The organism is Candidatus Poribacteria bacterium, from assembly GCA_016866785.1.
Taxonomy (GTDB): domain Bacteria; phylum Poribacteria; class WGA-4E.
In genome coordinates, this window is sequence record VGLH01000083.1 from 1 (window position 1) to 18,626 (window position 18,626).

General features: G+C 65.4%; 14 protein-coding genes. 8 read left to right on the plus strand and 6 right to left on the minus strand.

Annotated elements, in window-relative coordinates; genetic code table 11:
• Together FJZ36_12465 and FJZ36_12470 are read left to right on the plus strand one after the other, a co-directional pair.
• Positions 1-677: restriction endonuclease subunit M (locus tag FJZ36_12465; protein ID MBM3215716.1), on the plus strand; the 677-nt coding region annotated here is incomplete at its 5' end.
• Between the two features lie 666 nt (positions 678-1,343).
• The gene (locus FJZ36_12470; protein ID MBM3215717.1) at positions 1,344-3,326 is read left to right on the plus strand and encodes a hypothetical protein; all 1,983 of its coding nucleotides are present in this window, start codon (positions 1,344-1,346) and stop codon (positions 3,324-3,326) included.
• Between the two features lie 36 nt (positions 3,327-3,362).
• Here FJZ36_12470 and FJZ36_12475 read toward each other — a convergent pair whose 3' ends face one another.
• From FJZ36_12475 to FJZ36_12500, 6 genes are all read right to left on the minus strand, one after another.
• Complete coding sequence (locus FJZ36_12475; GenBank protein ID MBM3215718.1) at positions 3,363-7,484, minus strand: hypothetical protein; 4,122 nt, start codon at positions 7,482-7,484, stop codon at positions 3,363-3,365.
• A 248-nt stretch (positions 7,485-7,732) separates the two neighbouring features.
• Positions 7,733-8,368 carry a hypothetical protein gene (locus FJZ36_12480; GenBank protein ID MBM3215719.1) on the minus strand — a complete coding sequence of 212 codons (636 nt, stop codon included), beginning with the start codon at positions 8,366-8,368 and terminating at the stop codon, positions 7,733-7,735.
• A gap of 110 nt (positions 8,369-8,478) precedes the next feature.
• Complete coding sequence (locus tag FJZ36_12485) at positions 8,479-10,569, minus strand: hypothetical protein (GenBank protein MBM3215720.1); 2,091 nt, start codon at positions 10,567-10,569, stop codon at positions 8,479-8,481.
• A gap of 623 nt (positions 10,570-11,192) precedes the next feature.
• Entirely contained in the window at positions 11,193-12,179 is a 987-nt protein-coding gene (locus FJZ36_12490; GenBank protein MBM3215721.1) for a hypothetical protein, read from the minus strand.
• A complete protein-coding gene (locus FJZ36_12495) occupies positions 12,179-12,970 on the minus strand; it encodes an HAD family hydrolase (GenBank protein MBM3215722.1) in 792 nt (263 codons plus the stop codon). The genes FJZ36_12490 and FJZ36_12495 overlap by 1 nt, the downstream gene beginning before the upstream one ends.
• 92 nt (positions 12,971-13,062) lie before the next feature.
• Positions 13,063-13,617, minus strand: a complete 555-nt coding sequence (locus FJZ36_12500) for an isochorismatase family protein (GenBank protein ID MBM3215723.1) — start codon at positions 13,615-13,617, stop codon at positions 13,063-13,065.
• A 211-nt stretch (positions 13,618-13,828) separates the two neighbouring features.
• Here FJZ36_12500 and larA point away from each other — a divergent pair, with 211 nt between their 5' ends.
• From larA to FJZ36_12530, 6 genes are all read left to right on the plus strand, one after another.
• The gene (gene larA, locus FJZ36_12505) at positions 13,829-15,106 is read left to right on the plus strand and encodes a nickel-dependent lactate racemase (GenBank protein ID MBM3215724.1); all 1,278 of its coding nucleotides are present in this window, start codon (positions 13,829-13,831) and stop codon (positions 15,104-15,106) included.
• Between the two features lie 2 nt (positions 15,107-15,108).
• Positions 15,109-15,816 carry a septum site-determining protein MinC gene (minC, locus tag FJZ36_12510; protein MBM3215725.1) on the plus strand — a complete coding sequence of 236 codons (708 nt, stop codon included), beginning with the start codon at positions 15,109-15,111 and terminating at the stop codon, positions 15,814-15,816.
• Positions 15,817-15,842: 26 nt separating this feature from the next.
• Positions 15,843-16,637, plus strand: coding sequence for a septum site-determining protein MinD (minD, locus tag FJZ36_12515; protein MBM3215726.1), 795 nt, complete (start codon positions 15,843-15,845; stop codon positions 16,635-16,637).
• Between the two features lie 53 nt (positions 16,638-16,690).
• On the plus strand, positions 16,691-16,999 hold the full coding sequence (minE, locus tag FJZ36_12520) for a cell division topological specificity factor MinE (protein ID MBM3215727.1): 309 nt from the start codon (positions 16,691-16,693) through the stop codon (positions 16,997-16,999).
• A gap of 63 nt (positions 17,000-17,062) precedes the next feature.
• Entirely contained in the window at positions 17,063-18,070 is a 1,008-nt protein-coding gene (locus tag FJZ36_12525) for a hypothetical protein (GenBank protein MBM3215728.1), read from the plus strand.
• Between the two features lie 11 nt (positions 18,071-18,081).
• Positions 18,082-18,626: Gfo/Idh/MocA family oxidoreductase (locus FJZ36_12530; GenBank protein ID MBM3215729.1), on the plus strand; the 545-nt coding region annotated here is incomplete at its 3' end.

Genomic DNA, 18,626 nt, shown 5'->3' on the forward strand with positions numbered 1-18,626 from the left:
TGGAGGCGCAGAAGGAGATCGTCGCGGAGATCGAGGGCTATCAGAAGGTCATTGACGGGGCGCGCGCTGTCGTAGAGAACTACCGCCCGCACATTCCGATTGATCTCGATTGGCCCTTCGTTCCCGTCGGGGATATCTTCCGAAAATCTGACGAAACCGTCTTGCCGGAATCGTTGGAAGGACCAATCACATACATTGGGCTTGAAAACATCACGCAAAACACGGGCGAGATTACGGGCGAAGTAACGAGTGATGATCCGTCACAGATCAAGAGTCTGAAGAACGTATTCGGTCCGGGCGACATCCTGTACGGCAAGCTGCGCCCCAATTTGAACAAGGTTTGGTTAGCGGACCGAAACGGCATTTGCTCCACCGATATTTTCGTGATCCGCGCCAAAACGGATCGAGTAGTTCCCGCGGTGTACGCGTACGTTTTTCGCAGCAGTTCCTTCAACGACGCCGTTCTGGGACAGTTGAAGGGCGCGCAGTTACCGAGAGTCGGGTGGAGTTCGTTTGCCGGTCTAGAGGTTCCGCTGCCGCCCCTCGACACTCAAGAAGCCATCGTCGCCGAAATCGAAGCGGAGCAAGTCCTCGTCGCCTCCAACCGCGAACTGATCGCGCGGATGGAGAAGAAAATCGAGGCGGCCATCGGGCGGGTTTGGAATGAAGGCGACTGAATCGGCGGCGTGTGTGAGAAGAGCCCTTCACGAGTCGCAAAACGCAACGCATACTTGGGATGTCGCCGACCTGTAAGGCTTCGCGCCGAACCGTCGGTGGCACGTCGCCGTGACTGATCGAACCCATCGTCTCCGGGGAGCCTTCGGGCGCTCGCGGGGGGCGCTTCGGCGGTTCTGGATCGGTAAGTACTTGCTCAGAAGCCTCGGCTCCGGTTTCGCGTCTCGGACACTCCGGTCTGGCTCGGACGGTCGCCCCCCATGGCTGGCGAACCTGTCCGAATGACCCACGGCTCGGTTGGCTCCTTCCCCAGGAAGCCACTTCCTACCTGGACGTGCCGACGAACGACGCTTGAATGTCCCTTCTACTGTCCTACCTCCTGACCGTGATTGGTTTCCGCGCGGGGCACGGCTCGCTCGGTTGCGCGGGTCCCGCTGGCGCGTCGTTGCGCTGGAGGACTCTTGCGAACATCTCTTGCACGGACACGTTAGAAGAAGCGCCCAGGCATGGGTTGTCGTTTGTATGTCGGGAACCTCAGCTACCGCACGACCGAGGACGTCCTCGGACACGCGTTCACCGGGTTCACGCCGGCTGTCCGAATGGGTAGTTCACATCGCGCCCGCTGTCGACTATCTTGCCCGTAACACCGCTGCACCCAGCACGATCCGATGAAGACACCAAGAACCGACAGCGTCCGGTTCATCACAATCTTCGACGGCATTCCCGCCGTCGTCAGGAGCCGACCCATGTCCCACAAACTGCGTTCCCAACTCGACGGATGGTTGCGCGCCCTTCGCGCGTGGTACGGTCCGTCGCCTCGGACGCCGCGCCTCTTCTTCGACGAGTCGGGTCCTCGGTCTCTCCGTGCGAAGCGAGACGACTACGCCGCGCAGTGGGACGCTCTACGCCGTTCCGCCGAGTCCGACCGCACCGCCGACATCCCGACGCACAACGATCCTGCGCTCGCGCTTCGCTCGGCTCTAGGACGCGCCAAGACGATGGCGCTCGTCGGACTCGTCGATGAACGCGACGACCTGTGCCGTGACCTGTGGCGGTACGTCGAAGCGACTCTCGGAGAGGAGCCCATCGCGCTCAACTGGGTCATGGACGCCCACCTGCCGCTCCGAGTCGATCTTGGCTACGCGGGGATGTGCGCGACGCTCGCGTGCGTCCTCGACTGGGCAGGTCACACATGGACCGAGGAGCAGCGCCAGAGAGTGCGCCGCGAACTCGCTGCCCGGGTCGCGCTCTATCACGAGATCGGCGCGGCGGAATCCGAATGGTGGTCCAAGTCGACGCACAACTGGCGCAGCGTCATCTGCGGCGAGATGGGCGTCGCGGCGCTCGCCGTCGCCGAGTACGTGCCGAACCTGCACGACGTCCTGTCGCTCTCCATCGAGGGCGTCAACGTCGTCCTGAACACGGAAGGCGACGACGGTTCGCATACGGAAGGCGTCGGTTACTGGGGATACGGCGTCGGCATGGCTGCCTGGTTCGCCCGGAGCCTCAAAGCCTGCACTCGGGGCGCTGTCGACCTGTTCGAACATCCATACATGCGCGTCACCGGCGACTACGCGCTCTACATCAGCACGCCGGACGGAACCTGCTTCGGCTACGAGGACTGCCGTCCCCAAGCGCCCACTTCGTGGCTCTGCGCTCTGCTGGCCGCCGAGTACCGGAACCCCGCTTACCAGTGGGTCGCGCAGCTCGCGGGTGTTCCGTCCGGCGTCGAGGGGTTCCTCTTCTCCGATCCGTCCCTGGAACCGGTTCCCCCGGCAGAGCTCCCGACGACCCATCTCTTCCCCGACATCGACACGGGAACGTCTCGCAGCGGTTGGGAACCGTCCGCGACGTTCGTCGGGGTGCATGCGGGTCGCACGACGGTGAACCACGCCCATCTGGACATCGGGACGATCTGGCTCGTCAGCCGGGGCGCGCGCTTGATCGGCGATGCCGGCGTCTGGCCCTACGACCACGGCGAGTTCTTCTTCAACGGGCGTGGACCTCGCTGGGATTATGAGGCGAACGCGACCATCGGCCACAACACGCTGCTGGTCAACGGGTTCGGACAAACGTACGCGACGGACTGTGCAGGAACGCTGACGCTCGCACGGTCCGATGCCGACACCGACGTCTACATCGTCGATGGGGCTGGGGCATACGGCGGGAGGCTATCGCGGTTCGTGCGAATCGTCGCGTACGTCAAGCCCGATATCGTCGTCATCCGGGACGACATCGCCAGTGCGGAGCCCGCGCAGTTCCAGTGGTTGCTCCACCCCGAGGGCGAAGTGGACGTTCAGGACACGCGCTGGCGCGTCGTCAACGGAGCCGCGCGGCTGACGGTGGACATCCTGGGGTTCGAGCGTCTGGGGCGTGGCGACGGCTATCGGGTCAGCATCTCCGAGCGGACAACGCGCTACCACGACCGCGTCGATTCGCCGGTGACGCGGCTCAACCGCGTCCTCTCCTTCGAGACGTTGCATCCCGTCAAGTCGTGGCGCGTGACCGCCGTTCTGCGCGTCGGCGGCACATCAGACGCCGATCCGCCGAAGCCTGTGCTGGACGGGATGCAGCTAGGCGTGTCGGACGGCGACAGGAGATGGAGCCTGGCGTTCGACGGGGCGGGCGGCGTGCAGGCCGCGCGTGCGTAAGTCTGAGCGTCGGCGCTGAAATGCGCCATAGGCAACTCACTTGGCGACGACCATCTTGCCGGTCGTCACGCGGCTGCCGACGCGCACCTCATAGTAGTAAGGACCCGACGCGACCGGCTCGCCCCGATCGCTCTCGCCGTCCCAGTAGGCGGCGAGCGCCTTGGTCGCGTAGATGCCGGGCTCCCGCGCGCCGAGAGCGAGGCGGCGAACCAGCCTTCCCGCCATGTCGTAGATGTGGACGGATACGTCCGCCGCTCGATCCAGGGCGAACGGAATCCACGTCTCGGCATTGAAGGGGTCCGGGAAGTTACGGAGCGCATCGACCGCGCTCTGCGAGGACCCTCCCGCGGAAAGCACCACTGGCATATCGACATCCTCCCGAATGCCCTGCGCATTGATGACCGACACGCGGACACGCACGGCTGAGTGCCGCAGGACCGTCTCATGCACGAGCTCGATCGTGGCAAGCACGCCGTCGCCATCACTCGTCGGGGCAGAGAGCCGCACGATCGCCATGCCGGCGCTTCCCGATTCGCTGGGAAGCGATGTGGAGAAGAACGTGCCGCCATCCTCCGACCACACTCGACCTGGGCGAATGACCGCGGGTAGCGTTGACCCGCCCATCGAGTACACCGATACCTGGGCTCCCACCATCGAGCCCAGCCCGACGCCGCTGAGCACGAGCGCGCTCCGACCATCGTTCAGCGATGCGAGACGCACCTGAATCCGGTCGCTCTGTTGTCGGTGCGGCGCCGAGGGCGTGCCCACCGGGATGAGCACGCCGGCTTCCGAGAACGCCAGCGCAGCGACCACAAGATCCAGGATATCGACAGACCCGTCTCCGTTGATGTCCATGACGTCCGCCGAGGGCTCGCCGAACGTCTCCGCGATGCGCGTCAGATCGCTGATGTCGTTCTTGCCGTCGTCGTCCAGGTCGCAGGCGCGCTTCCCAGCCTGCTTCGCGGCAGCCAGCACCTCTGCGGCTGCCTCGCTCGCGAGCCCGGCGAACTCCATGGCGGCGGCGGCGATGGACTTGGCGCGCTCCGTAGAATCCGAGGCGTCGCTGTCCGCCTTCTTGGCGTCGGTAGTAGCCCTATCCGCGCGCTCCTTCGCGAGCGTCGTGATGCGGCTGGCAGCGCGCGCCAACGCCTGCGCCTCGCCGATGGGCTTCTCCTTGGCATCCGCCGCCTTCTTCTTGACGTCGAGGGCATCCGTACGTGTCACAAGCGACGCTGCCTCTGCCGAGACCGACAGCGACGTGACGGTTCCGACCACCGCGCGAGTCTGAGCTTCGGTAGCTTGGCGCCGGAGCTCGGATGCGTTGGGATCCCTGGTCGATTCGGCGATTTCGGCGAGCAGTCGGGCGTTCTCAGCGGCAGATAGCGCAGCTCGGGCGGCCGCCAGCGATGCCTGTTCCCCTTCGGCGAGCACGGATTCGGCTGCTCGGCGGCTGGACAGGTCCTGCGAGGCAAACACGGGTCGCGCGGACTCCGTCCGTGCGGCGGCGTTTTGCGCAATCGTTTCGGCAGCATCGGCGACCGCTCGGGAAGTCGCGACCGTGCTCGCGACGAGCTCACGGACCGCCGCAGAGGAAGCCCCTCCAGCTTCCCGGGCTCTTCTCGCTTCGTCCGCGACGCGCTCCATGTCCGCCATCGCCGCGGCGAGGGCTCGCGCGTCGCCCGATTCCGCCGCCCACGCAACGTCGAGCGACACCTGAGCCATCGTGCTGGCGAGCGTCTCGGCTTTCCGGATGACCTGTTCCTCGATCTCCTCCGCCGAGGGCGTCAGGTCGAGGGTCGCGCGCAAGGCGTCCAGAGCAGCCATCGCATCGCGGGCAGCGGCGGACGCATCGCCGTAGGATCCGGCAGACAGAGCGGTTTTTGCGCGTCCGATGGCGGCGTTGTAGCCGCTGAGCTGGGCATCTGTCAGCATAACGCCAACGGTTCCAGCCTGCTCCTGGAGTCGAGCAAGAGCCGCCACAGCATTGTCGATGTCCCGGAGTGCGTTGAGCTCCGACCGCGCCGATCGGAGCAGGTCGTTCGCCGCGGCAATCTCCGTCCGGGCTGTGGACAGATCACCGGATGCGAGCGCCTCCTGCGCCCGCGTGACCGCAGATTCGGCGAGCGGCAGTCGCGTCACGGTGAGGGAACCGGCTTCACTCCTGAGACCTGCGAGCGTCTCCGCCAGAACGCGCGCCCTTTCAGCCATCGCTGCGGAGCCCGTGTCCAGACGCACGGCGGCGGCATCCGTTACGACCACGCCCGTCCGATCCGTGATCGTGAACCGGACGAGCTTGTCGCCGTCCTCGACGGTGAGGCGCGCCGGCACAACGAAGGTTCCCGCATACGAAGTCGCTCCGGACGACGCGAGCGCAATCGTCGCTGCCCCCGGCTGGATCGACGTCACATCCGCTGTGACGGTCGCACCCGCTTCGCCGGACACCGACAGGCGGATCGTGTCGCCGTCCTTGACCACCGGTGGAAGAGCCGCGACCTGGAACTTCGGCGTGACCGGTCGGAATATCACCGTACCCTCGGCGGTCTGCTCCGACGTGACCCCGACGGCGCTCTTCGCCGTGACGACGACCGGCGCGAGGATGACGACTGGGTCCTTCTCGGCGACCGTGTAAGTCCCGCGCCAACGCTCGAACGTCCGGGGAGCCGCCGCCCCTTCCCGTGACATCGCGACGTTCTGGTCGTTCGGCGCGCCACGGACGCTGAACGTCACCGACGCCGCATACCGAACCTGCGCCGTCACAACGATCTGCGTCCCCGCCTTGCGCGCCGTGTTGGGAACCACCGTCGCCGACGAGAACGCGGTCAGCGGCGGCGTCAGCGTCACGCGGAAGGTCTGCGATGTCGTGTTCTCACTCGGCGCGGTGTCGGAGCCGCTGTCCCGGCAGACGACCGTCACGACGACATCCCCGGACGCGCCCACAACCGGCGTCAGCGTCAAGGTCCGAGAAGCACCGGAGCCAGCGACCGTCGGATTCGGCAGACGCGCCGGGTCCGCGCTCGTGGCGGTCAGCGTGACCGTCTGGCTCGCCTCATCCTCGCCGCCGCCGGGAGAAACGCCCGTCACCGTGATCGTGTGCTCTTCGCCGTCGGACGGAATCGAAACGTCGGCGATCTTGTCGAACGTCGGCGCGTCATTCACCGGCGTAATCGTGACGCGGACGACGGCTCCGGCGCTGTCCGCGACCCCGTCGTTGGCGACGTAGCGGAACTCGTCGGTTCCGGCGTAGTCCGTGGCGGGCGCGTACGTAAGGTCGGGAGCCGAACCGGTCAGCGCGCCGTGGGCAGGCGGAACGATCACGGTGAACGTAAGGACGTCGCCGTCGGCGTCCGTCGCGCTCAGCGTGATGCGGACAGAGCTCTCCTCGACAGTCGTCGCAGAGGCATCAGCCGCAACAGGCGGATCGTTGATCGGCGAGATGGCGAACGTCACTTCGGCGGGTTCGCTGGTGCGCAGCGTGTTGTTGACCGTGAACCGGAGCCGGTCGGCGCCCTGGAACCCAACCGTCGGCTGACGGTTCGCCCTGTAGACAAGGTTCGGCGGCGCGCCGCTCAGGATTCCGTGGATCGGCGACTCGACCAGGGTGTAGGTCAGCGGATTGCCCGTCGTGTCCACGGCGGACAGGTTCACGTTGACCGACGCGCCCTCGGCGACGGGGACGTTCGACTGCGAGATCGGCACCGGCGCGGGCGGAATGACCTCGATGCTGCCGTTCCGGATCGTGTGATCGACCAGCCCTTCGTTGATCCGAACGCGCGTGAACGTGACCGGGCTCGTCCCCAGCCGTTCCTTCGTCGCCGTGAACCAGACGGAAAACAGGGGCCCGTTCCGCGCGATCGGTCTCGCGCCGGCGATGCTGATCAGAATCTCGCCGGGAAGGAGGTTGTACGCCGCCAGCCAACCGGAGCCGACCGCACCGCTCGTGTCAACCAATTCGGCTACGACCAGTCGCGCGTCATATGCCAGGACGATGTCCAGGGCGGTGATCGACAGCCCCGCCGCGTCGTCGATGCCGACGACGAAACGCGCCTGAGCGCCCTGCTCCATCTGGATGTCCGGGGCGCTGACCGTTGCGGCAGTCGCGGTGAACCACGGAGCGAGCGCCGCCAGCAGTAGGAGGGCCCCAAGAGGAGTCCGTCGCATCGCCTGTCTCCTCGCGTCGTACAGCGCCTGCGGGTGCGAGTCGAAGCGCGTGTCATGCGATGATTCCGACGGGCTGGATCCGAGTCGGCAACGAGCTCCGGGCGACTAGGGTCAGTGACGATGAAGCTCTGGCGTATCCGACCCCACCCTAACCCTCCCCCATTCAAAGGGGAGGGGATGAACCCTCCTCCCTCCGCGAAGCGTGGGGGAGGATCGAGAAGGGGGGTTCTTCGAGCCGTCACAGATCACTAGCGCCAGAGGCGGGGGGCTGCGCGGAACGCCTTCCTTCCGAACTGCCGCGCCACCATCACGATATCCACGACGCCGTCATGGTTCAGATCCGCCGCCGGATCGCTGCTTCCGAAGAACTCGGCGATTCGCATCACGTCCTTGAGGTCCACGACGCCGTCGCCCGTCGGGTCGAGGATGCCCGTGATCGTCACCTTGCCCGGATAGGGCGTCGTCGGGATGCGGTTCTCGTTGAACATCAGCTTGCCGAACGTGATGCTCGTCTCTCCCGTCGCCTTGGGGTTTACAGTGAAAGTCGCGTTCAGCAGGACGCCTTTTCCCGTCGTCGCTCTTGCTGTCGCCATCGAGATGCGGAGCTCGCCATCCTGGACCAAGTGGGCGGCGAGCCAGCCGTCCGTCAACGTGCCCCTCGTCTCGATGCCCGTCGCCGTCAGCACTTCCGGCGAGAAGCGCAGGACGATGTCAACGCCCTTCAGGTTGAGGCCCGTCACGTCGTCTACTGTGATGGGAACCACGAGCGGCTTCGCCGGGTCCGCCGGTATCTCAGGTAAGCGGACGTCGACGGCTTGCGCCGCCGACGTCCATGCTATGACACATGCGCACACGACGAACAGTCGTCCGAATCGATGAGCCATCGGTAAGCCCTTCCGTCGAGCTACGGGCGGTACAGGGAGCGCTGCCGCGAACGACAGCGCCCCCACGGCGGGACCACCCGCAGATCGCCGGAGTTACCGGCTGGACCCGCCTACTTGCGGATGACCATTCGCCTAATCGCGGACGCGCTGTCCGTCCGGATTCCATACCGATACACGCCGGAGGCGACCACTTCGCCGAGGGCGTTGCGCCCGTCCCAGTGCGCGGACGTCGCCTTGTCGACGTACATGCCCTGTTCGCGGTGACCCAGATCGAGCTTGCGCACGAGCTTCCCGCCAACGTCATAGATGTTGATGGTCACCTTGCTCGACTGGTCGAGCTCGAACGGGATCCACGTCTCCGGGTTGAACGGGTTGGGGTAGTTGGGCAGCAGGCGGAACTCGTACGCCTGGTACGTGAACCGCTGGCTCAACGCCGCGAGCTTCGATTCATTGACGCCCAGCTTCGACACGCGCACCTCGCCGATCGCGCGCTTGGCGGCGCCGTCGGCCGGCTCGAACGTCACTTCGAGGAGACGTCCGGCGTCCATCGACGTCACGCTGGCGACCGCGATGGCGATCTTGCCGTCTTCCAGCTTCCGCGCGCTGAGCGCCTCGATGGCGTCGCCAGCGGGAGACGTCACCGACACGACCCGGAGCATCGCCGGATCGTATTCGACGACCACCTCGCCCGCGTACACGTCCGACTTGCCGTCCACGGCGAGCTTGAGCGTCATCTCCTGACCCGGACGGAGCACGTCCGAGGAGGCGATCAGACGCGGTTCGAACATCTCCGGCGTCGCCGTCGGTGCGCCGGGACCGACACCAGCATCGAAGTCAGTGATGAGACCGACGCCGAACTGGAGCATCTTGGACGCATCAAATGCGCTGATCGCGGCGTTGTTCGTGACATCGGCGATGTCGATGGCTTCCGCGTTGCTCAGAACGCGATCCGACCACCACGGCTTCGTGGGAGTTGTGACCGACCCATACGTTGTCGCACCGTCAGCGCCGGTTTCGACGTCGAACTTCGACCTCAGCAGCACGACGTACTGGAGTACGTCCGAGGCGTCCGTACCGCCCACGGTGCCGTCGCCCGAGACATCGCCGTAGCCAAGGTCCTTCTGCTCCAGCGCAGCCGCGAGGGCAGGAGGCGTCTTCGACACGTAGCTGCCCGTGATGTTGTCCTTCACCTCCAGCACGGTCATGGTAACGGCAGGATCATTGCCGTGAAGGACATCGCCACGGATGCCTGCTGCAAGCTGGAACGTCAGCAGCGTTGAGGCGCCCGTCCCGGTGAGGACGTCGGCAGAACTCGAGATGAGGAACACGACCTGGCCCGACGTGGGCGTGACTACTGGCGTCCAGGAACCCCCGGGGGTCACATCAGGCACGAGAGTGGCGCTGTCGGCGACATACGCCATCGCCGGGTCCTCGAACGTGACGGTCAGCGACACGTCCTTGATACCCTGGTCTGTGATCGTGCCCTCGGTGTCATTGATCGTGACCGTGAACGTCACGACGTCGGTGGGATCAGGGACGAGGTCGTCAGCGGTGATGGTGAACAGGAGCGGCTCAACCTCGACCGTCGTTAGAGTGGGCTCGGGGTCGTGTGCTTGGGTCGTGGGATCGTTCGCCGACGCCAGCACGACGGAGTCGAGCGTGTAGGGTCCTGAACCGAGCCCGAATGCCAACGTACCCGCATCGGCGGCAGGATCGACCACGAAGTCGATGTAGACCAGATCGCCGTCGCCGGAGAAGCCGGTCGCGTGTGTCATGGTGACGACAACCTCGCCCGGCGTCGTGGCTGAGTCGACCGACGCGACAGTGCCGGTGCCATCGAGTGGGTATGCACCAGCCGCAGCAACATGGATCGTGCCAGATACATCGTTGAGCGTCGGCGTTGCCCAGGGATCAGGTGACACGGCAGCAGGCAACGTTCCATCGGTCACCGCGCCTACGAAGGTTACAGCTGCGGGTACGTAGGTAAGGTCGAACTGGTAGGACGTGATCCCTTCTCCGGTCGTTGTCGTCGGCGCTACGATGCTCAGGTAGATCGTATCATCCACCTGAACCAACGCCGAAGACACTACGGCGTCGGGGTTGAGGGAGTCCGGTCCAAGCGTGGCGTTCGCGGCGAGGGTCGCGCCGAACATCACGCACACGAGCGCGATCAGGGCGCGTTTGTTTCTTCCGAGACTCATTCTCCGATTCTCCTTCACAGGTCGCGTAGCAGGGAGTGAGGTCGTCTGCGGGGCGCCTCGAAGGCGCTCCCGTCATGGGACTGGGCGACGATAGCGGGCGCCTCCTCTCCATCGAGCCGCCTGAAGCGGGAACCATCGCGCGCGTGAACGAACGCCCAAGACGACACAAGGTCGTCTGTCCGTTCCTTCGACTGCTCCGACCTGCGGGTATCGGATTCTGGAGCAGGTTAGTGCGTGCAAGCATCACTGTCACGTGTATCTTCGAACTCTTTTGGATTGGTTAGGAGTCCGAAGAATCGGCATACCCCCGCCCTCGCGTACCAGTTCTGGGTACACGTCAGGAGCTCGCCTCACTGTCTTCGTACAGTAAGACGCGCGAAGATGTCGAAATCCGAAATAAACCTGCAGGCAGGATGCGGACAGGTCAGCACCAATGCCAGGCAGGTAGTCGTGGTCAGTGACAGCGAATCGTCGGTGTGTCCAACCCCCACCCTGACCCTCCCCCATACAAGGGGGAGGGACATAGCCTCCTCCCCCCGCGAAGCGTGGGGGAGGATCGAGGTAGGGGGGAAGACGAAGTCTCCAAAGTAACTGACCAGTAGGGGACCGGCGCGCCGAAGGAGCTACGCGTCGGCGTGGTAGTGCGCCATCGTCCGGGCGTAGAGGTTGGGGAACGTCCGGCGGTGGTCGCCTTGGACGTAGAAGCCCTCGCCGCCGTCGGCGACGGTGCGGACGAGGATCGTCTTCCAGGGGCGGAAGTAGTAGTGCGGGTCGGTCTTGGGGGCTTCGGCGCTCGTGTCGTCGCCCAGCGGCACATAGTCGCACACGAGGGTCGTGATATCGGAGATCGTCCGTCCGCCCTGACGCGCGACGTTCCGCGCCATCGCGAGCGCCTTCAGGTAGACCTCGGGTCCCATGACGGCGGAGCCGAAGTTGAGCAGGACGCCGCCTTCGAGGTTCTCGATGGACTTGGCGATCACGAGAAAGTCCGTGTACGAAGCCGCTCCGAGCGCCGCGCCATCGGCGTTGGGGTGCTCGTGGATGATGTCGTAGCCGATGCCGACGTGAACCGTCGCCGGCACGCCGAAGCGGTACGCCGCCGCGAGGACGCTCAGCCCCTTGTGCGGATAGCCGTCCGCCTCCTCGATCTCGCGCCCGACGGATTCGCCCAGCCCGATGCCTTCGCGGGCAGCTTGCGCGATGATGTCGTTGAGCCGACCCGTCTCGGTCCACAGGCCGAACTCGCCCGTGCGGATGTAACGGGCGACGCTCTCGGTCGTCGCCCCGATCAGTGCGAACTCGAAGTCGTGGATGGGTCCCGCGCCGTTCATCGCAACATGTGAGATGAGTCCCTTCTGCATCAGGTCGATGAGGTAGCGCTGCACCCCAGCGCGGAGGACGTGGGCTCCCATCATCAGCACGACGGCGGAACCGTCGCGACGCGCCCTCACCATCTGGGCTCCGACGCGATCCAGCTTGCCCATCGACGCGGCGTCCAGCGGCTCGATGTCCGGGTCCAGTGGCAGGATGGACGATGCGTGGAGATCGTGTTCCCGCTCCGCCAGCGGCTTGACGATCAGGCGCGACCGGTCGAACTGCGGGTAGGGCATCACAGACCCTCCTCGTCGAACAGATACGCCAGCAGGCGTTCGAGATGCTCATACCCGGGCACGACGACCGCAGCCCCGGCTTGGATGAGGCGGTTCCGCTTCCACTCGTTGACACCCTCGCGGGCGACCTCGTCCGACGCCACGCCGACCGCGATCCCGCCGACCTCGACCGTGTTGAGGATCTCGACGTAGCCGTCGCCGAACGCGAGCAGCTCGGGTCCTGACAGCTTGTGCTCTCGCAGTATCTGCTGGATGACCATCGCCTTCGAGAAGTCCTCGACGCGGTCCAGCGCCGCGTAGACGCCGCCGTCGAAGTACTGGGTCACGCCCAGCAAGTCCGCTTCCTCGAGCACGTACCCGATGTCCGTGCCGCTCGCGAGATATAGCGCAACGCCTCGCTCGCGGAGCGCGTCCAGCAGCGCCACCGTGCGCGGCATCATCAGGTCGTCGGGGCGCAGCGATCCGCTTCGCAGCCCGTCGCGGCGCGACGCGATCCGCTCCATCAGCCGGTCATTGTAGATGCGCTTGTATTCCAGCGGCTCCAGCGGCGATCCGCCCCGCGTCCGCACTTCGTCGGCGAGCTGCATCATCTGGTAGAGCGTTTCCTTGCCCGTCAGCTTGTCCACATACTCGACGACAACGCCGCGCAGGTCCTCGTCGGACTCATCCGTGCCGCACTCGCGCAGGAACTCGACCATCATGGGAACCATGATGTCCTGCCAACCCGTGCGGATGAGCGAGACGGTTCCGTCGAAGTCGAACAGCGCGGAACGGATCCTGCCCCGCTCGATGCTCTCGGAGCGGAGCTCGATGTCCGTGCCGTCCAGATAGCGCGCACGCGGGTATACCGGAAACTCGTTGGTATCCAAGGGAACCGTCCTGCTTATTTGATGAGCGACTGGAGCTCACGGAACGCGGGATGACGGGAGTCGCCGAGCAGCTCGAACACCGCCATTTCGAGCGACATGGGAACCGCGCCGCTGCGCCACATGCGCTCGAACCCGATCCGCCGGTCGTCCGGGTCGCGCGACGAGATCGCGTCCGTCAACGGGAACGCGCTCCATCCGCCGTCGATGAGGTCGAGAACCGACTGCGCCACGCACACATGCGACTCGATGCCGACCACCAGGACGCTCGTCGCCTCGGACGCGCGGAGCCGTTCCACCAACCCGGGAGCCCCCAGCGCGGAGAACGTCGTCTTGACGAACGGCAAGTAGTCCGCGCCGAGCTGCTCGACGATCGGCGCGATGGTGACGCCCAGTCCCTTCGGGTACTGTTCCGTCACGAAGATCGGCAGCGACAGCGCCCGCGCGGCTTGGACGGCGACCTGAATCCGCCGCCATATCCGGTCCGCGTCGTCCATCACGGGAAGTAGCCGCTCCTGAATGTCGATCACGAGCAGGCATGCGCTGTCGGCGGATAGGCGCGGCGTTCCCATAGGCGGAGCCCTCCGGGCGTCCGACGGTGCGACCCCAGTATAGTCGCGCGGAGCATGCCGGTCAATCGCGCACCGCGCCGCCTACCCGGTGGGAATCCCTGTTGCGCACTCGTTGCCGCCGCTCTATAATCTCCATCGCGCCAATCCCCGTAGGGTCACGGCTGGCGTCCCGCCCAGCCACTCCATCGACATCGCGTGAGGAGCCGACCTCGTGGACGTCATGATGCGCTACGGCAAGCACGGTCGGCTCGTGCGCTTCCCGGACGACCGGACGACCGTCCTCCGAATGCGTCCGAGCGTCCCGCTCACCGATCCCGACGCCGCCGTACGAGATGCGCTCGCCCATCCGATCGACGCGCCGCCGCTCGCACAGCTCGCCCAAGGCAGGCGAGATGCGTGCATCGTCATCTCGGACATCACTCGGCCCGTGCCGAACCGCACGATTCTGCCCCCCATGCTCGAAACGCTCGAACGAGCCGGCATCGCGCGGGAGGCGATCCTCATCCTCATCGCGACTGGCATCCATCGACCCAACGAGGGAGACGAGCTCATCGAGCTGGTCGGGCAGGAGATCGCGGCGAAGTACCGCGTCGAAAACCATATGTCGATGGACCTCGAGAGCCACCGCGACCTCGGACGCACCGCCAACGGAACTCCCGTCCTCATCGACGAACGGTATTGCGCCGCCGACCTCAAGATAACGACCGCCCTCATCGAGCCGCATCTCATGGCGGGATACTCCGGCGGACGCAAGGCGATCTGCCCGGGGCTCGCCTCCATCGAGACGATGAAGGTGATGCACGGTCCCGAACTCCTCGAACACCCGAACGCCGCCGCCGGGGTGCTCGACGGCAACCCGTTCCACGCCGAAGCGACTCGCATCGCGCGTCTCGCGGGCGTGGACTTCATCGTCAACGTGGCAATCGACGAGGAGCGTCGGCTGATCGGCGTGTTCGCAGGCCATATGGAAACCGCGCATCGACGCGGCTGCGACTTCGTCGCCGAGCGCGTCTCGGCTCCGGTCGAACCGGCGGACATCGTCGTGACGACATGCGCTGGCTATCCGCTCGACCAGACCTTCTACCAGGCGGTCAAGGGCGCGGTTGGAGCGCTAGCTGCCGTCAAGCCGGGCGGGAGCATCCTGCTGATGGCGCTGTGCGACGAAGGCGTCGGCAGTCCGCCGTTCACTCGCCTCGCCCTTGAGACGGGCGATCTCGACGCGTTCGTCCAGGGGCTCTACGATCCGACCCGATTCGTCGTCGACCAGTGGCAGCTCGAAGAGCTCGCCAAAGCGACGCGCAAGGCGGATATCTCCATGTTCTCCGAGGGAATCGCCAACCAGGACCTCAAACGGCTTTTCGTCAAGCCGGTATCCTCTCCGGAGGACGGCATCTCCCAGCTCCTGAGCGTCCACGGGCCCACGGCGCGGATCATCGCCATACCGGAAGGGCCCTACGTGCTGCCGATACCGTCGCCAGGAGGCGCATAGCCTTGAAGGATCGGGAACCCATCGCCGTTCGCGGGTATCGCAACGGGCTCTACATCACGATCGACGACTCCATCCCTGAGTCTGAGCTCGCTGAGCGCATCATGGCGCGGTTGGAGGTACTCGGCTCCTTTATTAAAGGTGCCGGAGTCATGCTGGAGGTCGGAACGCGCACGCTGGACGATGACGCCCTGCGCACGCTGCAGAAGCTCTTCCAGCGACAGTACGGCATGACCATCAGCCAGTTGATCGCCGGCAGCGACACGACGCGGCACGCTGCGGAAATCCTCCGCATCCGCGCCGTCCCCACCCTCGTGCGCCGTGGAGGGGAAGAGGACGAACCCCCGAGCCGCAACGCGAATACCGTCACCGTCCGGAGCACGCTCCGATCTGGAGCCCTGGAACGATATCTGGAAGGCAACATCCTCGTCATCGGCGATGTCAATCCGGGCGCCGAAGTGATCGCATCCGGTGATATCATCGTGCTCGGCACACTGCGAGGCGTCGTGCACGCCGGCGCCATGGGCGATGAGAACGCCGTCGTCATCGCCCTGAATCTGCTTGCCACGCAGCTCCGCATCGCGCACTGCATCGCCAGGTCTCCCGAGGGAACGCGACGGACAGCCGGTTTCCACCCGGAAATGGCGCTCGTCGAGCAAGGGCAGATCGTCGTTAGACCGTTTACCGGGGCATCCGGATTGAGTGAGTCATAGCTGGAACCTCAGGAGGCATTCGGTCCATGGGACGTCCTATCGTCGTAACTTCGGGTAAGGGCGGCGTCGGAAAGACGACGACGGTCGCCAACCTGGGCACATCTCTCGCACTGATGGGCAAGAAAGTCGCCATCGTCGACGCGGACATCGGGCTGCGAAACCTCGACGTGGTGATGGGTCTCGAGAGCCGCGTCGTCTTCACGTCGATGGATGTGATGGACGGCAAGTGCGACCTCTCGAAAGCTCTCATCCGCGATAAGCGCTGCGAAAACCTGTCGATCTTGGCGGCGGCGCAGAACCGCAACAAGAACGACATCCACCCCGAGCAGATGCAGAAGCTCGTCAAGCAGCTCGCCGACGAGTTCGACTTCGTCTTCATCGATTGCCCGGCGGGAATCGAGCAGGGGTTCGACAACGCGCTCGCCGGAGCCCAAGAAGCCATCGTCATCGTCACTCCCGAAGTATCGTCGATCCGCGACGCGGACCGCGTCATCGGGTTGGTTCAGTCGCGAGGCATTGCCGATCCGGTCTACATCATCAACCGTCTCGCGCAGCAGATGGTCGAACGCGGCGAGATGCTCGGGAGAACCGACATCCAGGAGATCCTTGCGATCAAGCTGCTCGGCGTGATTCCCGAAGACATGGGCGTCGTCGGCTCCACCAACCGGGGGACCCCCTTGGCGCTCGAGGGCGTTCGTCCGGCTGCCACCGCGTACCAGCGGATCTCCCGGCGGCTTCTCGGCGAGGAAGTGCCGATTCCGGAGTTCCGCAACGAAAGCGCCCTGGCGCGGTTTTGGAAGATGCTCGTCGGGCGTGCGTAGGCAACTCAGGGCTGAGCCGGTACGCCGGCCGACGAAAGGACGTCTCCATGGTCATGTCCGACTTCCTGGCGCGCATCGCGCGGTGGTTCCAGGGGCAAGCGCCCAGCAGGGAAGTCGCTCGGAATCGACTGCAGCTCATCCTCATCCAGGACCGATCCGGCGTCGATCCGGGAATCCTCGACTCGCTCCGAGAGGACCTGGTCGAGCTCATCGAGCGCTATTTTCACATATCCGAAGAAGGTATCGAGGTCGAGCTCCAGCGAGACGAGGACCGTGCTGCGCTGATCGCCAACATCCCGATCGTCTCCCTGAAGGCGCGTCACCGTGCAGACATCGAGAAGGCAGCGTCGCCAGCCTCGTAGCGCCGTCGCGCGCTCGGAGGCGTCGGAAGGTTCGGCGGCTGAATCGCCAGCGGTCCCACGTCGATGAGCGCTGTCCTGATCACGGCGCTCGCGTTCCGCCGTCACGCGCACCAAGAGCGCCAGACGCTACTGGATCGGGGGCTCCACCCCATCGACAGCCCCCATTTCCGACCGATGCCGGAGGCGGAGTTCCTCGGCTTCATCGACCGCACGGACGTATCCCAAGTCCGGGGCGTCATCGCCGGCGCCGACAAGTTCACTCGGAAGGTTCTCGACCGCTTCCTTGCGTTGCGCGTCATCTCGCGGTGGGGCATTGGCTACGACGCCATCGACGTCTCGGCGGCGACGGACCTCGGCATCCTCGTCACGAACACGCCGGGACTTCTGGGCGACGCCGTCGCCGACCTCGCGATCGGGTTGATGATCGCCCTCGCCCGCAAGATCGTCGCGGCGGATAAGCTCGTACGGCGCGGCGGCTGGGAAGAGCTCTCCGGCGCCTCCGTCTGGGGCAAATCGCTGGGAATCATCGGCTTCGGCAGCACGGGTCAAGCCGTCGCGCGGCGCGCGAGCGGGTTCCCCATGGTGGTTCGCGCCTTCGACCCCTTCCCGAACTCCGAGGCGGCTCGGAATCTGGGCGTCGAGCTCACGTCCTTCGACGATCTGCTCGCCGCGTCGGACTACGTCAGCCTTCACGCCGACCTGAATCCGTCCACCGCGAAGATGATGAACGCCGAAGCGTTCGCCAAGATGAAGCCCGGCGCGTTCTTCGTGAACACGGCGCGAGGCGGGCTCGTCGATGAAGCCGCCCTCCTCGCCGCGCTCGAGTCCGGCAGGCTCGCTGGAGCGGCGCTCGACACGCACGCCGTCGAGCCGCCTCACCCCGACAACCCCCTCTTTCAGCGCGACGATGTCATCGTGACACCGCACATCGCCTTCTCGACGGCGGAGTCGATCGCCGCCGTCAACGCCGCCGTCATGCGCAATCTGACCGACGGAATGGAGGGCAGAAAGCCGGCGTTCCTCGTCAATCCAGACGCCTGGCAGGCTGCCCGCGCACGCGCCGAATCGTAGGAGATGTGACGATGCACAAGTGCGCCATTCTCGGATGCGGAGGCAGAGCCCACGGTCACGCGGACGCCTACCGGCACGTCAGGCTCGGGAAGCTCGCCGCCATCTGCGACATGGACGAGGGCAGGCTGGCGTCGTTCGGCGAGCGCTGGGGTGTCTCGACGCGCTACACGAGCTTCGAGGAGATGCTCGACAAGGAGAAACCGGACCTTCTTCACATCGTGACGCCGCCGCAGTTGCGGGTCAGTCTGCTGACCATTGCCAGCGATCATGGCGTCCCAGCGATTCTCATCGAGAAACCCATCGCCATCCAGGGCGAAGACTACGCGCAACTCCGAGAGCTCGACGCACGGACCCGCACGAAGATCTGCGTTAACCACCAACTCCACTTCCATCCACGATCGCTCGAGTTCCAGCGCGCCGTTCAGGACGGAGCCATCGGCGAGCTCCGCTTCGTCGAGGCGAGCGCACGGCTCAACCTGTCCGGTCAAGGCACTCACATCCTGGAGCTCGTCGCCGCCTACACGGTCGGCGCGACGCCGACGGGCGTCTTCGGCAA

Excerpts from the sequence above, each read along its gene's own strand:
- FJZ36_12480 (MBM3215719.1), bottom strand. The coding sequence starts at position 8,368 with ATGGCTCATCGATTCGGACGACTGTTCGTCGTGTGCGCATGTGTCATA.
- FJZ36_12470 (MBM3215717.1), top strand. The coding sequence starts at position 1,344 with ATGAAGACACCAAGAACCGACAGCGTCCGGTTCATCACAATCTTCGAC.
- minE (MBM3215727.1), top strand. The coding sequence starts at position 16,691 with ATGTCCGACTTCCTGGCGCGCATCGCGCGGTGGTTCCAGGGGCAAGCG.
- minD (MBM3215726.1), top strand. The coding sequence starts at position 15,843 with ATGGGACGTCCTATCGTCGTAACTTCGGGTAAGGGCGGCGTCGGAAAG.
- FJZ36_12490 (MBM3215721.1), bottom strand. The coding sequence starts at position 12,179 with ATGCCCTACCCGCAGTTCGACCGGTCGCGCCTGATCGTCAAGCCGCTG.
- FJZ36_12525 (MBM3215728.1), top strand. The coding sequence starts at position 17,063 with ATGAGCGCTGTCCTGATCACGGCGCTCGCGTTCCGCCGTCACGCGCAC.
- FJZ36_12475 (MBM3215718.1), bottom strand. The coding sequence starts at position 7,484 with ATGCGACGGACTCCTCTTGGGGCCCTCCTACTGCTGGCGGCGCTCGCT.
- FJZ36_12485 (MBM3215720.1), bottom strand. The coding sequence starts at position 10,569 with ATGAGTCTCGGAAGAAACAAACGCGCCCTGATCGCGCTCGTGTGCGTG.
- FJZ36_12500 (MBM3215723.1), bottom strand. The coding sequence starts at position 13,617 with ATGGGAACGCCGCGCCTATCCGCCGACAGCGCATGCCTGCTCGTGATC.